This window comes from Mesorhizobium qingshengii, assembly GCF_900103325.1.
GTDB lineage: Bacteria > Pseudomonadota > Alphaproteobacteria > Rhizobiales > Rhizobiaceae > Mesorhizobium > Mesorhizobium qingshengii.
This window is the reverse complement of the sequence record NZ_FMXM01000010.1, coordinates 223368-237236: the sequence shown is the minus strand read 5'-3', so window position 1 is coordinate 237236 and position 13869 is coordinate 223368. Positions and strand designations below refer to the sequence as shown.

15 protein-coding genes are annotated in these 13869 nt (G+C 60.7%); 8 read left to right on the top strand and 7 right to left on the bottom strand.

The window, feature by feature from the left end:
- Window positions 1-37: 37 nt before the first annotated feature.
- The 7 genes from BLS48_RS18100 to BLS48_RS18070 all read left to right on the top strand — a co-directional run bounded on the left by BLS48_RS18100 (window position 38) and on the right by BLS48_RS18070 (window position 5324).
- The gene (locus BLS48_RS18100; RefSeq protein WP_091580014.1) at window positions 38-1096 is read left to right on the top strand and encodes a class I SAM-dependent methyltransferase; all 1059 of its coding nucleotides are present in this window, start codon (window positions 38-40) and stop codon (window positions 1094-1096) included.
- Between the two features lie 38 nt (window positions 1097-1134).
- Window positions 1135-1431, top strand: coding sequence for a putative quinol monooxygenase (locus BLS48_RS18095; RefSeq protein WP_091580013.1), 297 nt, complete (start codon window positions 1135-1137; stop codon window positions 1429-1431).
- A 98-nt stretch (window positions 1432-1529) separates the two neighbouring features.
- A complete protein-coding gene (locus tag BLS48_RS18090; RefSeq protein ID WP_167365136.1) occupies window positions 1530-2540 on the top strand; it encodes an RNA polymerase sigma factor in 1011 nt (336 codons plus the stop codon).
- Between the two features lie 87 nt (window positions 2541-2627).
- Window positions 2628-3164 carry a carboxymuconolactone decarboxylase family protein gene (locus BLS48_RS18085; protein WP_091580007.1) on the top strand — a complete coding sequence of 179 codons (537 nt, stop codon included), beginning with the start codon at window positions 2628-2630 and terminating at the stop codon, window positions 3162-3164.
- Window positions 3165-3275: 111 nt separating this feature from the next.
- A complete protein-coding gene (locus BLS48_RS18080; protein WP_091580005.1) occupies window positions 3276-3800 on the top strand; it encodes an OsmC family protein in 525 nt (174 codons plus the stop codon).
- A gap of 143 nt (window positions 3801-3943) precedes the next feature.
- The gene (locus BLS48_RS18075; protein WP_091580002.1) at window positions 3944-4243 is read left to right on the top strand and encodes a hypothetical protein; all 300 of its coding nucleotides are present in this window, start codon (window positions 3944-3946) and stop codon (window positions 4241-4243) included.
- Window positions 4244-4418: 175 nt separating this feature from the next.
- Window positions 4419-5324 (top strand): LysR family transcriptional regulator, encoded by a 906-nt coding sequence (locus BLS48_RS18070; RefSeq protein ID WP_091579999.1) that lies wholly within the window; start codon window positions 4419-4421, stop codon window positions 5322-5324.
- On the opposite strand, the gene BLS48_RS18065 is transcribed toward BLS48_RS18070, so the two are convergent.
- From BLS48_RS18065 to BLS48_RS18045, 5 genes are all read right to left on the bottom strand, one after another.
- Window positions 5308-6012, bottom strand: a complete 705-nt coding sequence (locus BLS48_RS18065; protein ID WP_091579997.1) for a peroxiredoxin-like family protein — start codon at window positions 6010-6012, stop codon at window positions 5308-5310. The genes BLS48_RS18070 and BLS48_RS18065 overlap by 17 nt on opposite strands.
- A gap of 140 nt (window positions 6013-6152) precedes the next feature.
- Window positions 6153-7499, bottom strand: a complete 1347-nt coding sequence (locus BLS48_RS18060; RefSeq protein ID WP_091579994.1) for a dihydrolipoyl dehydrogenase family protein — start codon at window positions 7497-7499, stop codon at window positions 6153-6155.
- Between the two features lie 18 nt (window positions 7500-7517).
- A complete protein-coding gene (locus tag BLS48_RS18055) occupies window positions 7518-8912 on the bottom strand; it encodes an NAD(P)/FAD-dependent oxidoreductase (RefSeq protein WP_091579991.1) in 1395 nt (464 codons plus the stop codon).
- A 45-nt stretch (window positions 8913-8957) separates the two neighbouring features.
- Entirely contained in the window at window positions 8958-10115 is a 1158-nt protein-coding gene (locus tag BLS48_RS18050) for a patatin-like phospholipase family protein (protein WP_091579989.1), read from the bottom strand.
- 25 nt (window positions 10116-10140) lie between these two features.
- The gene (locus BLS48_RS18045; protein WP_091580101.1) at window positions 10141-10923 is read right to left on the bottom strand and encodes a 3-hydroxybutyrate dehydrogenase; all 783 of its coding nucleotides are present in this window, start codon (window positions 10921-10923) and stop codon (window positions 10141-10143) included.
- A gap of 249 nt (window positions 10924-11172) precedes the next feature.
- Here BLS48_RS18045 and BLS48_RS18040 point away from each other — a divergent pair, with 249 nt between their 5' ends.
- A complete protein-coding gene (locus BLS48_RS18040; protein ID WP_342028516.1) occupies window positions 11173-12108 on the top strand; it encodes a LysR family transcriptional regulator in 936 nt (311 codons plus the stop codon).
- Between the two features lie 43 nt (window positions 12109-12151).
- Here the strand turns inward: BLS48_RS18040 and BLS48_RS18035 are convergent, their stop codons facing one another.
- Complete coding sequence (locus BLS48_RS18035; protein ID WP_091579983.1) at window positions 12152-12616, bottom strand: DUF302 domain-containing protein; 465 nt, start codon at window positions 12614-12616, stop codon at window positions 12152-12154.
- 44 nt (window positions 12617-12660) lie between these two features.
- Window positions 12661-13863 (bottom strand): MFS transporter, encoded by a 1203-nt coding sequence (locus BLS48_RS18030; RefSeq protein WP_091579981.1) that lies wholly within the window; start codon window positions 13861-13863, stop codon window positions 12661-12663.
- Window positions 13864-13869: the final 6 nt, after the last annotated feature.

The following is a 13869-nucleotide window of genomic DNA, read 5'->3' as shown; positions in this document are numbered from 1 at the left end:
TTGTATTTGGAGTGCTCTAGCCCAAGCGGAGATTCCGATGTCAGAACCCAATCAAGAGAAGCTGGACGCGCTTTTGGGAAAAATGGTCGGCGATCTCGGCGCGATCACGACCGGGGCGGCGGTGCTGCTAGGCGACAGGCTGGGCCTGTTTTCAGCGATGAGCGAGGGCGGGAGAATGACCGCCGCGCAGCTCGCCGCCAGGACTGACACGCAGGAACGCCTCGTGAGGGAATGGCTCTCGGCGCAAGCCGCTGCCGGTTACATCGAGTATGACGAAGCCACCGACAGCTTTTATCTCAGTCCCGAACAGGAACAGGTCTTCGTCAATGAAGACAGCCCCGCTTTCATGGCTGGCGCATTCGAGGTTGTATCGACTTTATGGCTGGACGAAGAGAAGGTCAGGCAAGCCTTCCGTTCGGGCAAGGGATTGGGCTGGCACGATCATAGCACCTGCCTGTTCCGCGGCACCGAGCGATTTTTCCGACCGGGTTACAACGCCAATCTGATCGGGTCCTGGCTCCCCGCTCTCGACGGTGTCGTCGAGAAGCTGGAGCAAGGGGCCGACGTCGCCGATGCCGGATGTGGCCATGGCGCATCCACGGTGCTGATGGCCAAGGCATTCCCAAATTCACGCTTTGTCGGCTTCGACTACCATGCTCCTTCAATCGAGCGGGCGCGGACGGCGGCCAAAGAGGCCGGCGTTGCCGGCAATGCCCGGTTCGAGGTGGCGACGGCAAAGGACTTTCCCGGCACCTACGATCTCATCGCGTTCTTCGACTGCCTGCATGATATGGGCGATCCAGCGGGCGCGGCCAAACATGTGCGTCACGCCCTAAAGCCGGATGGCACGTGGATGATCGTCGAACCCTTCGCTAACGATCAGCTATCGGCAAATCTCAATCCGGTCGGCCGCATCTACTACGCCGCCTCAACCTTCATCTGCACGCCTGCATCCCTTTCGCAGGAGGTCGGGCTCGGCCTCGGTGCGCAGGCCGGCGAGGCAAAGCTACGCAAGGTCGTGACCAATGGAGGGTTCACCCGTTTCCGCCGCGCCACAGAGACGCCTTTCAATATGGTCCTGGAAGCTCGGCCATAAAGCCGGCTCATCACTGATTGAACTGATCGGAGGAAATCATGACCGCCTACAATGTCGTTCGCTTTCGAACCAAGCCCGGCAAAGAAAAGGCTTTCGTCGAAGCGCATGAGAGGGTCTCCCTCAAGGCCAAGGGATTTATCAAGGGCGCCTTGATCAAGACTGGCGAGCGCACTTTCTGCGTGATCGGTGAGTGGAAAGACATGGACAGTCTCGCGGCGGCTCGTCCGCAGATGATCGGCCTTCTGGATACAATGCGCGATCTGCTTGAAGATCTTGGCGGCGAGCTTGGTCTCACGGACCCCGTTTCAGGGCCGGTCGTTGCGGAGGTGAAGTGACGACGCACTGCACGCCATAGATCGGGGAGCGACGGTTGACCTCAATTCGAAGCCCGCTCAAAGCTCATTGGTGAACTGGTGCCGGCAGAACACGGATCTTGACGAAGCCTGAACCAGCATTCGAACTTTTTCGCCGGTTGATGCATCTTCAATCCATGGGCTACGAAACTCATATCCCGCCGAACGATGCCGAACTGGCCCTTGCTGCTCAAGGTGGCGATTGTCGTTGCCTCGGCCTGCTGCTGGAACGCCATCGCGCGCGGCTCTACGCGACAGCGCTGAACATGCTCGGTTATGGATCGGACGCCGAAGATGCCGTGCATGAGACTTTCCTGATCGCCCTAAGGCGCATCGGTGAACTCAAGGATCCGCAAGCCGTCGGTGGCTGGCTTCGAACCGTGCTGCAACGCTGTTGCCTGCAACAATTGCGTCGAAGACGACGCGAGATCTTGACCGCCGACATTCCCGACCGCCCGGACGAACGCGCGAGCATCGAGGAAAAGCTGGAGAAGACCGCGCTTCGCGAATGGGTTTGGGACGCCTTGCGCAAACTTCCGGAGCCGCTGCAGGCTACCGCCATGTTGCGCTATTTCGGCAGCTATCAGTCCTATGAGGAACTGGCCGCCATTCTGGCCGTCCCGATCGGGACGGTTCGCAGCCGCTTGTCAGAAGCCAAACGCAAGCTGGCCGAGATGCTGCTCGAAACGGCAGGCCTGGTCGACGCAGACGCTCGCTCGCAGTCCCGCTCGCGCCAACAATTTTATTTCGAAATCTTCAACGGACTCAACCGGCATGGCGAGCGCGACCGCTTCCTCGGGCACTTTGCGGAAGACCTTCACCTGGTGCGTGGATCAAGCGAACCTGTGTTGGGTCGCTCATTCCTTGCTGGGGAAGTCGACTCCGACACGGAAGCCGGCGTCCGCCTCGAACCACAGCGCATTCTCAGCGCCAGCCACGTCACCGTCATCGAGGGACGGTTCATCAATCCGCCCGAAGACCCATTCCACTGCCCGCCGGGCATCGTCCTGGTGATCTTTCAGCGAGACGGCAAGGCCCGACGCTTGCATCTTCATCTTTCGCCGCGTCCGCCCAGAAACGAGGACGATTGATCGAACTTTTTCTCCCGTCCGTGACTCCTTAGAGCACGCGGCCTTCACAGGGCGCCAACTCGAATGGTTCCACAGAGGAGAGAGATCATGTCCGCCTTCGTAGTCCCCCATGTTGCTTCCAACGCACACCACGGCAAGCTCGGACGGCGCCGGTCGCGATGCTTCCTTCAAACGGCGTTCGCATCGACGCTCGTCTGCGCCACATTGTTGTCATCGGGCTCAGGCTGGGCCGGTCAAGCCGAGGTCGACGCCACCTACAAGGACGTCGAGCGGACGCTCGGCTCGGTGCCCAGCTTTCTCCATCAGGTTTCGAAAGCAGCGCTGCCGGGCGCCTGGGCCGAGGTGAAGGCCCTGCAGTTCTCGAGCGAAACCGCCCTGCCGCCGAAGGTCAAGGCTTTGATCTCGCTCGCCGTCTCCGCCCAGATTCCTTGCCAATATTGCATCTGGGAAGACACCGAGAGCGCAAAACAGGCGGGCGCAACGCAGGACGAGATCGAGGAGGCCGTCGCTATCGCCGCTCTATCACGCCACTGGAGCACCATCTTCAACGGCATGCAGGTCGATTTCGAAACGTTCAAGAAAGATCTCGGCGGCGAAGCCCAGGCGGCCGCGCCCGCCAAATAGGGCGAAGCCGATCGGCACATTATCGGGATTGCCGTCAGATGGCCGCAACTATCGTCGGCACCTGCGGGACCGACACAGTGCGTGGAATTCTCATTTTATAGGGAGGTAAAGATGCCAATAGTCTTCGGAGAACCGGTCAGCACGGTCAAAGATATCGTATCCGTTCTAAAGAAACACGGTGACGCGGTGCGGGGCACCTATCGCGCCCGCTACCGCTTCGATCCGCAATCGAGCGACCCTTACACGACGCCGCTCCTGGAGCGACCGGCAAGCCTCAAGGACAATTCGCCGACCGCCGTCTTTCCCTGGGAGCAGATCTTTGCCGCGGCGGCCGTGTGTGCCGGCTCGGACTATCCGATGCTGGCAGCGCATGCGGGGGTCGATCTGCGTTCAGTCGATTTCGTCGCGGAAGGCGTGTTCGACCCGCGCGGCGAGTTCGACGGGCTCGACGGGCTCAAGGCGCCTACCGACGCGCGCCATTGCTATGTGTCCCTGCACCTCAGCGCGACCGTGTGTTCTTCGGCGCCGCGCGCCGATCTGGAGAAGATTCATGAGCGCGCAATCTCCCACAACATGGTGCTTGGCGCCCTCAGGGGAATCCCCATGACAAGCGAACTGGTGGTTCGGCAGGCGTGATAGGGCGGTGAAACCCGCGGCCAGCTAGCTGGATCGAGTCCTGCTTGGCGCGTTGGCGGTCACGTGTTCGTGATGGCGTAACGATATAGCCAGAATTTGCGAACCCAAAAAAGGGCGTTTGTGCCCAAAATGGGAGTAAGTGAATGAACTCGATCAAGCTCGTTGCCATTGTCGGCCTCCTCGGTCTTTCCGCCTCGCAAGCTCTTGCCGAAGACGCGATGGGCAAAATGTCGATGATGAAGGGCGGCGAAGTGACGGCAATCATGCCCGATGGGCACATGGGAACGATGATGCCGGATGCAAAGATGAGCGCTGAAATGATGAAGATGGCCAAGCCAATAAAGCACTGCATGATGATGATGACTGACGCCAAAGGCAAAGCCTACATGATCGATACGTCCACCAAGAAGGCTCAGGCTGAATGTGAAAAAATGGCTATGTGATAGTAGCGGCACCGACGAACCCGCCGGTTGAAGCCGGCGGGCATCGCGAGGGCCTCGTGCCCCGGTTCTGTGCTGCCACCACCCTTCCGCCTTTGCCTAGGCCTCCTCTTGCGTTAGCATACGCACAAATTAGCTATGCCTGACGAATCGGATTTCGCTGAGGGGGCGAAAATTCATGGAAATGCAGCAGGTCCGCTATTTTCTGGCCCTGTCCAGCACGCTGAACTTCACAAGGGCGGCCGAAGAGTGCAACGTCACTCAACCTGCCCTGACGCGCGCAATCAAGACGCTCGAGGAAGAGTTGGGTGGAGAGCTCCTTCGCCGCGAACGCCAGCACTCACACCTGACCGAACTCGGGCGGCGCATGCTGCCCTTGCTGCAGCAATGCTACGATGCCGCCACTTCCGCCAAGTCACTCGCCAAGGCCGTGCAGAGCAGCGACGTGGCTCCTCTCAATGTCACCATCTCCAACAGCGTCAACATAGCGCTGCTGGTTTCGCCGTTTACGGAGCTTTTCCGGGCCTATCCCGGGGTACATCTCAAGATCAACCGAGGATCGCCGACCGCAGTCGTTGAAGCCCTCAAGAATGGCGAGGTTGAGCTGGCCGTTGCAGGTCCACTGGGGCAAGCTTGGGATCGGCTCGATACATGGCCGCTCTTCCAGGAGGGCATCGAGCTGGTCGTGAATAACGATCATCCGCTCGCCCGTCGTAACGAGGCCGATGTCGCGCTGAGCCAGTTGGCCGCGGAACCCGTGCTAAGCAGGATCGATTGGGAAACGAGCGAAGAACTGTCGCGTTGTCTTTCCGCGAAAGGCCTGACGCCCCGGACCGCGCATGAGGTTGAGACCGACCAGGATCTCCTCGCGTTGCTGGAAGCCAACGCCGGAGTTGGCTTCGTCTCGCTGACGGCGCCTCGGTCGCAAAACACGCGCCGGCTCAAGCTTCGTGATCTGGAAGTTTCGCGGATCGTCTCCGTCTATGCGGTAGCAGGTCGGCATCGGTCGCCCGTCGCTACGACCTTGCTCAACCTGTTGCGATCGACCGACTGGTCTTCTTTCGGCGTCAGCGAGCCCGCTTGAGCGCCGAGATCAGGTCGTCGATGTCCATGCGCCGACGGTAGTCCGGGTCGACGAAGCGATCCGTGATGATCCCGTCGGTGCCAACGATGAAGGTCGCGGGGATCGGCAGAAACCAGCTGGCGTTGCCTTGGTAGTTGGGAAGATCATAGGCAACGCCCATCAACCGCTCCATCTCGGCCCCGATCCAGATCGCAAGGTTGAGGGACAGGGCGTAGCCATTGTCCATGTCGGTCAGGAAGGGGAACTTCGCACCGACCGCGGCCTTCATCGCCTTCGCGTATCTACGCCGCTCGGGCATGATCGCCACGACGTGGCCGCCCAACACGGCAATTTCCTGCTGCGCCTCGACAATGCCAATCGCATTCAAGCGGCAATAGGGACACCAATGCCCGCGCTGAAAGGTGATCACGGCCGGGCCTTTCAGAAGGATCTCGGCCAAGCTGACCAGCCTGCCCTCGTCGTCTGGCAACAGGAATGCCGGCATGACATCACCGGGAGCCGGCGCCATGGCTCCGGCCCCTTGTTTCTCGAGGCGTGCGACCAGCCGGTCTACCGCATCGGCGAAGTCCGCGTTCAGGCGGCGCACTGCCACTGCAATAACCGCCAGCCGCTCATTGAGCGGCGCATCAAGTTCTATGGCAGCCTGGACAGACTGTTCAAATGTCATTGCCTGGTCGTCGGCGGCCATCTCTGCACTTTCATGGGCTGCGTGCACCCTACCATTGGAGCCCCTCGGATAGGGCCATGCTTTCCTTGCATCGTTTCGATGCCCAAGATGCATCAAAGCGCGCGGGGTTCGTATTCTGTTCGCAGCCTCCCCTCAATTCGTTACATCATGTTCCTGATATCCGATGAGAAGGTCGGGAAGCCGTATACCATGTCGGACAGCTGCGATGCCGTGATGCCGTGTTTCATGGCAAGCGTGAACAGATGGATCAGCTCTTCGCCGGCATGGCCCACCATATGGGCGCCAACGATCCTGTCGGTCGCTTCCTCGACGAGGATCTTCGACCACGCCACTGTCTCGGCATAAGTCCTGGCGGACAGCCAGCCCAGCATGTCGTTCACATGGACCTTTACGCCGACGCCTTGCTCTTTCGCCTTGGCCTCGGTCAGCCCGACGCTGGCCAAGGCGGGGACCGTGTAGAGCGCCGCTGGTATCTGGCCATAGTCCGGTCGGTGTCTCGGTCCGTCGACGATATTGCGGCCAACGATGCCGCCCTCGTAAGTCGCGACAGGTGAAAGCTGCGGAGAATTCCACACCGCGTCACCGCAGACATAGACGTCCGGGTTCGACCGCGATCGTAGATGATCGTCGATCTCTATGCGGCCTTCGCGATGCACGACAACGCCGGCACCAAGATCAAGCCCCTCGACATTGGCCACTCGCCCGGCGCAATTCACAACCCTGTCCGCGTCCACAGCATACTCGACGCCCTCCGCCACAAAGGTGACGCGCAATCGTCCGTCGGCCTTGTCGATCCTTTTGATCCACGCCAGGGTGCGGACCCGAATGCCAATGCGTTCGCTCTCGCCACGGATCCGAGCAACGGCATCGGCGTCGAACGCTCCGAGCAGATGCGGCAGCGCTTCGAGGATCGTCACGTCAACGCCGGCGCGCGCATAAACGTGGCCCAGTTCGAAGGCGATGACGCCGCCGCCGACGAAGACGACCGCGCGAGGGAGCACCGGGTCATTCAGGACATCGTCGGAAACAGTCAGGTGCTCGGCACCAGGAATTGATAGTGATCGCGGCTTCGAACCGGTTGCGATGACAATGTTCCTGGCTTCAAGCTCGCGGCCGTCGACACTGATGGCATTGCTGCCGATGAAAGCGGCCTCGCCGACGATGACATCGACACCGCGCTTGGCCATCAATCCAGACAGCCGGGACGGAATGTCATTGATAATGTCTTTTTCGCGCTCGATCAGGGCTCGCCAGTCGAGCCTCGGCTTGCCGATCGTGATCCCGTGCCGATCAGCCCGTTCGATCTCGTGGAGCGCATGGGCCGCCGCGACGAGCACCTTCTTCGGCGTGCATCCACGATTGGGGCAAGTGCCCCCGAGGTCGCGTGCCTCAATCATGGCCACCGACAGCCCCGCAGCGCGAGTAGCCACCGTCACGCCCATCCCGGCATTGCCGCCGCCGATGATCACGACATCATATTTTTCCATGGCGCCACCTGCACATGTTCAATGAAGCTTGATCCGAGGCCTGGTTCGCCTCGCGACCATCTCGCCAATCGAGTCCAGGGCGGTTTTCACCAGGCCGTGCACCGCCTTGAGATGCAACTTGTAGAGAGAGCGATACATCAGCCGGGCGAGCAGACCTTCGATCTTCAGACCGCCGATCAGGCTGCCAAACGAGCCGTAATCGGCGAGTGAAACAAGAGATCCGTAGTCGCGGTAACGGAAAGCCGGTGCGGCCCGTCCCACGAGACGCGCTGCTACCACCTTGACGAGGTGATCAGCCTGCTGGTGAGCCGTCTGGGCGCGCGGTGGCAATGGGTTGTCATAGCCGGGCAGAACACAGCTTGCGCAGTCGGCGATCGCAAACACGTTTTCGTCCCCTCTGGCTTGCAGTGTCTCATCCACGACCAGGCGGTTGATGCGGTCCGTTTCGAGGCCATCAAGCTTTTTCAGGAAATCCGGGGCCTTGATCCCAGCGGACCAGACAACGAGCTCGGCAGGCACAAACAATTTCTCACCAAGCCTGATGCCTTCCTCGGTCACTTCGGTGACCCTGATCCCGCACCGTATCTGGACGCCCAGATCAACAAGCAGACGCGCTGAAGCGCGTGCGAGGTGTTCCGGCAGAGCCGGCAAGATGCGCGGCCCGGCCTCGATGAGGGTGATGCGGATCAGCCTTTCGAAATCGATGTTGTCGAGGTTGTGCGATGCGATCTCCCGCATCGACTTGTGCAGTTCCGCAGCCAGTTCGACGCCGGTGGCGCCCGCGCCAACGATGACACAATGGAGTTGGCCTGGCGATAGTTGCTCGTATTGCGCATTGGCGCGCAGGCATGCGTCCATCATGCGCTTGTTGAAGCGGGCGGCCTGTTCGGCCGTATCGAGCGCGATCGCGTGGCGAGCCGCCCCTGGAGTGCCGAAGTCGTTGCTGACGCTGCCGACGGCCAGCACCAGCGTGTCATAGCCCAGCACACGCGGCGGTATGATCTGCCTGCCATCGTCGTCGAAGCTGGGTGCGACAAAGACCTGGCGCCTGGAGCGATCAATACCGACAACTTCACCGATGCGATATCGATAGTGGTGCCGGCTGGCATGAGCGATGTATTCCACCGAATCGATCGACGCGCTCAGGGCGCCGGATGCCACCTCGTGCAGAAGCGGCTTCCAGATGTGGGTGCGATTGCGGTCGACAAGCGTGACGGAAAGTCGCCGTTTGCCGAACTTGCGACCAAGGCGCGTTGCCAATTCCAGTCCGCCCGCGCCGCCACCGACAATGATCACGCGATGAAGCGAGCTGTCCGCATGGGCTGGTGTCTCGGGTATCGTGCGGAAAAGCGCGGCGTCGTTGGCGAGCACGGCTTCTGGAACCAGCCGCATCCCCGGAGTGATGATCTGCATCGGTAGTCTCCGTCTGTTTGCTCGGCCTCGCCGCGCTCGAACAATTCACTCTTGCGATTCGTGGATGACGATGCCCTGCAGCATGTCGACGTCGCATTCCCAGGGCTTCTCCGCGAGGACGCGCTGCCCATGCTCGTATCCCGCCTGCCAGCGTGTGCGGATGCCTGAGCGGGTGAAGTCGATGTCCTTGGTGTGGTCCTCGCCGTCGAGGCGTGGTGAAAGCAGCCGAACAAGGTGCATGACCGAGGGACAGCCATAGGACGCCAGTTCCTTGAACATCGGATCCTCGCGCCGCTCCTCGGGAACCAGCCTTCCCATTTCGCGCACGACGTGGCGCAGACGATGCAGTTGCTCCTGCCGCGCCACGTGGCTCCGGCCCCGGCTGGCGTATTGAAGGTCCTTCTGCCGCCCCATGACCTGCCAGATTGATTTCGGCTCGGTGGCGCGGGGCTGCCACATGTTCACGGCAAAGATCAGCGCGTCGCGCCGCGGACGCGCGTCAAGCACGACCTCGATCGGCGTGTTCGAGTAGATGCCGCCATCCCAATAAGGCTCGCCATCGATACAGACCGCCGGAAACGCCGGCGGCAAGGCGCCTGATGCCATGATATGCGCCGCTGACAGCGTCATCTCACGGGTGTCGAAGTATTTCAGTTCGCTGGTGTTGACGTTGACCGCCCCGACCGTCAGCCGCGTATGGCGCCGGTTGAGATAGTCGAAGTCGATCAGCTCATTCAGCATCCTCTTGAGAGGATCGGTGGTGTAGTAGGAGGCGTTCTCGACACCCACTTCGCGGTTCACCCCAAACATGGCACTTGGGTTCGGCTCAAAGAAGCCGGGTATGCCGCGCATCACCGTGCCCATGTTGGCAAAGATGTTGCTTGGAACCATCATCCGGAAGAACTCGTCTAGGGGACTGCTCCGGCTGACGCCGTCCCAGAATTTCTGAAGCCTCGGCAACCGATCCTTCGGCTCGTTTCCCGCGATCAGCGCGGCGTTGATGGCGCCGATCGACGTGCCGATGACCCAATCCGGTTCAATCCCACCTTCGACGAGCGCCTGGTAGACACCTGCCTGGTAGGCTCCGAGGGCGCCACCACCTTGCAGCACCAATACGGTCTGGCGATGGACCAAACCATCAGCCTGATGGCCGATCTCTGGCACAGGGTCCGAAGCTGAGGGATTTCGGGTGATCTTGTTCATAGCCTTTGGCTCCTCGTTGGCGGATTCAATGGGCTGTCCAGCCGCCTTCGATCGGCATGATGGCGCCGGTGATCGATGCCGCATCGTCTGAAGCCAGGAACAGGCAGAGCGCCGCAACCTGGGCAACTGTCACGAACTGCTTGGTCGGCTGGGCAGCCAGGAGCACATCCTTGATCACCTGCTGTTCGGTGATTCCACGGGCCTTGGCCGTGTCAGGTATCTGCTTCTCGACAAGCGGGGTCAGCACATATCCGGGACAAACCGCATTGACGGTGATGCCCTGCTCGGCAACCTCCAGCGCGACTGTCTTAGTCAAGCCGGCAACCCCGTGCTTGGCGGCGACGTAGGCGGATTTGTATGGCGAGGCGACAAGGGCGTGGGCCGAGGCGACGTTGATGATGCGACCCCATTTGCGCGCTTTCATCGCCTGCAGGGCGCGCCGGGTCGTGTAGAACGACGACATCAGATCGATCGCCACGACCGCCTCCCATTTCTCGATCGGGAAATCGTCGATCGGCGCGACATGCTGAATGCCTGCATTGTTGACGAGGATGTCGACAGCGCCGAACTCGGCAATAGCCTTGTCCATCATCGCGGTGATCGCGCCGCCCTTGCTCATGTCCGCATCGTCGTAGCGAACAGTGACTCCATGGTCGGCGGCAAGCTTCGCGCGCAGGAGCTCAATCTCATCGGCATCGCCGAAACCGTTCAGGACGATGTTGCAACCCTCGGCCGCGAATGCTTCGGCGATGCCTTGACCGATGCCACTGGTCGATCCTGTGATGAGTGCCGTCTTTCCTCTGAGCATCGTTGTTTCCTTCGGTTGGAGCGTGGCCGGAATGGCCGACAAACGGCTGCGAGCGACGGGCTTCGCGCCCAGGTCGCGAGTTCTGGCCAAGTATGGCGAGCGGCTCGAAGCAGCGGAAATGCCGTTGAGACATGGATTCGATAGCCGACGGTCAGATTCATCGGTTCGGGGCCGGCGACACCTTCGAACCGGCCGCCCTGGCTTGTTTGACGTTGGGGCAACCAGTAAGATCACGCCGCAACACGGGTTGTGCCGTATGCATGCCCGCTGGGGGAGCGTGCAGTGGAAATCAGCCAGGTCAGATATTTCTTGGCCGTCGCAAAGGAATTGACTTTCACCCGGGCGGCGGAGGAGTGCAACGTCACGCAGCCTGCGCTTTCACGCGCCATCAAGCTGCTCGAGGACGAATTTGGCGGTGCGCTTTTTCATCGTGAGCGACGCTTCACCCACCTCACGGAACTCGGCCGCATGGTCGAAACCTATCTCGAGGGTGTTTTCGAGAACTCTCGCCAGGCAAAGCAGATAGCCGAGCAGTATGTGCATATGAAGAAGACCCCGCTCAGGGTCGGCATCATGAGCACCATAGCTCCGGACGAGCTCATCTCGTCCGTCCGCGCCCATCACCCGGGCGTGGAGCTTCATCTTTGTGACGCCGACGCGCCGAGTTTGCGGCGGCGACTGCTCGAGGGTGATCTCGAGGCCGCCATCTACGCATTGCCGTCGAACGTGCCCGACGAAGAGGTCCATTCCCTGCCGCTCTTTCGCGAGCAGATGGTGATGGCCGTCCATCTGACACACCGCCTCGCCAACCAGCGCAGTGTGCGAGTGAAGGACATGAGCAATGAAAGCTACATCCATCGCAACAACTGTGAATTTGCCGGCTATGCCGATGCCATTCTTTCCGAGCAGGGCGTCACCGTCAGCCCTGTTTACTGGAGCGATCGGGACGATTGGACGCTCGCGATGATCGCTGCCGGACTTGGTTTCGGTTTCATGCCCGAGCATACCGCCAAGCATCCAGGAGTGGTGGCCTTGCCGATCACCGACCCGGAGTTCTGGCGCGAGGTCAATCTCGTCACCGTGCGCGGCCGCAGGCATTCGCCAGCGGTTGGTGCGCTGGTGCGCGAAGCTACGCAGAAAAGGTGGTTCGGCGAGCGTGCGAAGGCCTTGTCCGCCGCCGAGTAGGCTTGCCGTGACAAGTGACCGGCGTCGCACACATCATTCGTGCTCAGTTCTTTTTGATCGTCGAGGTGACGGATTGGATGACTTCGGTCGCCATCTTGAACTGCGCCTCGCGGTCGGTAATTCCATGCCGTTTGGCGATCCAGTCGAAATCGCTATAGGCGGCAAAAACCGCACCATCCGCGGTCTGGTAGACCAGCACACGCACCGGCCAATCAAGCCCGGCTTCCGGATTTGACGTGATGAAGGTCGTGCCCAGTGCCGGATTGCCAAACATCACCAGCCGCGACGGCCTGACATCGTTGCCTGCATCCTTACCAAGCTTTGCCTGGTCGATGACGCCAAAGAACTTGATGCCTTTCTTCAGAACATCCTTCTTGATGCGGGCGACGGTTTCGGCGACGGAATAGTCGCTCTTCACAGTGACGACACCGTCCGAAGCGACGGCTGGGAAAACGATCGCCATCAATATGGCACCGCTGGCGATCAATGTTTTCAGGGTGTTGGTCATCTCAGTCTCCTTTGTTGGATAGTTAAATTCTCGGTCGTTAGGTCTCATGCCTTTGGAGTTTGCAGCACACGGGCGATCACGATCGCGCCGGCGAGGATCGCCACGAGCACTGCCACACAGGCGGTCCAGCCGATCCGGTCGTAGACCTGTCCGATGACGAAGCTGCCGGCGAGCCCGCCCGCATAATAGGACGCAAGGTAGATGCCGCTTGCGGCGGCGCGGTCTCGCGAGGCAGTTCGGCTGACGTGCCCTGTCGCTATCGCCTGCGCCAAGAAGGTGCCAATGGCGACCAGGGCCATCCCGCCGAGAACAATGGGAAGGCGGGTGGTGAGCAGCAAAAGCAAACCAAGGATCGCGAACGCAAGCGTTGCGCCAATGCCTATCCTTGGGCCGAGGCCCGTAGCGACGCGCCCAGCGAGCGGCGTGGTCAGCATGGAAGGCAAGAACACGAAATACACCAGCCCCAGCGCCATCGGCGACAGTGATAGCGGAGTGGCGACGAGCTGGAAGTTCACATAGGTGAAAGTGCCGATGAAGACGAAAAGGATCAGGAAGCCTATCGCGAAACAGGCGCGCAGCTCGGCGTTAGCCAGCGGGCCCTTCCAGGCCGCACGGGCAGACTCGCCTACCGCATCGACGCGCATCATTGCGGATGTCTTCTGCAGCGTGAACCAGACAAGAGCAGCACCAATCAGATTGAGGGCGGCGAAGGTCAGGAAGTTGGTGGAGATGCCGAACGTATCGGCGACGGCTGCCGACATAAGCCGCCCGAAAAAATTGCTGGCGACATTGCCTGTCACATAGGCCGCAAGCGCGCTCGTCGTCTGCCGCGTGGAAAAATGCTCGGCGAGGTAGGCCATCGTCAGCGTGAATGCCGTCGACATGCACAAGCCTTGGGCAACACGCAGCAAGGCGAAGACCGAGATATTGTCGGTCTGCGATAAGAGCGTCGTCGGGATCGCCAGCACCGCAAGGCTGATCCAGATGCCATTGCGGCGATCGAGGTTTCTGCCAAAGAGCGCAACCGCGATCCCCGCCACCGCCATGCCGAAGGTGCTGGCGTTGACGGCAAAGCCCATTGTCGCGCGGCTCACGCCGAATTTGATCACCAGCGAAGGCAGGATGGCCTGGGTGGCGAACAGATCGACAAGTGTGAGAAAGGCGATCAGGGCAATCAGGCCGAAGCGCCAGCTGTCTGCGGCAACCATGCGGAGCCGCTTCGGTTCAGTGTGATCACTGGTCGTCATGACAGG

Coding starts and splice junctions, on each gene's coding strand:
- BLS48_RS18045 (WP_091580101.1), bottom strand. CDS start 10,923: ATGCTCAGAGGAAAGACGGCACTCATCACAGGATCGACCAGTGGCATC.
- BLS48_RS18035 (WP_091579983.1), bottom strand. CDS start 12,616: ATGACCAACACCCTGAAAACATTGATCGCCAGCGGTGCCATATTGATG.
- BLS48_RS18060 (WP_091579994.1), bottom strand. CDS start 7,499: ATGGAAAAATATGATGTCGTGATCATCGGCGGCGGCAATGCCGGGATG.
- BLS48_RS18050 (WP_091579989.1), bottom strand. CDS start 10,115: ATGAACAAGATCACCCGAAATCCCTCAGCTTCGGACCCTGTGCCAGAG.
- BLS48_RS18085 (WP_091580007.1), top strand. CDS start 2,628: ATGTCCGCCTTCGTAGTCCCCCATGTTGCTTCCAACGCACACCACGGC.
- BLS48_RS18065 (WP_091579997.1), bottom strand. CDS start 6,012: ATGGCCGCCGACGACCAGGCAATGACATTTGAACAGTCTGTCCAGGCT.
- BLS48_RS18070 (WP_091579999.1), top strand. CDS start 4,419: ATGGAAATGCAGCAGGTCCGCTATTTTCTGGCCCTGTCCAGCACGCTG.
- BLS48_RS18055 (WP_091579991.1), bottom strand. CDS start 8,912: ATGCAGATCATCACTCCGGGGATGCGGCTGGTTCCAGAAGCCGTGCTC.
- BLS48_RS18080 (WP_091580005.1), top strand. CDS start 3,276: ATGCCAATAGTCTTCGGAGAACCGGTCAGCACGGTCAAAGATATCGTA.
- BLS48_RS18095 (WP_091580013.1), top strand. CDS start 1,135: ATGACCGCCTACAATGTCGTTCGCTTTCGAACCAAGCCCGGCAAAGAA.
- BLS48_RS18030 (WP_091579981.1), bottom strand. CDS start 13,863: ATGACGACCAGTGATCACACTGAACCGAAGCGGCTCCGCATGGTTGCC.
- BLS48_RS18100 (WP_091580014.1), top strand. CDS start 38: ATGTCAGAACCCAATCAAGAGAAGCTGGACGCGCTTTTGGGAAAAATG.
- BLS48_RS18075 (WP_091580002.1), top strand. CDS start 3,944: ATGAACTCGATCAAGCTCGTTGCCATTGTCGGCCTCCTCGGTCTTTCC.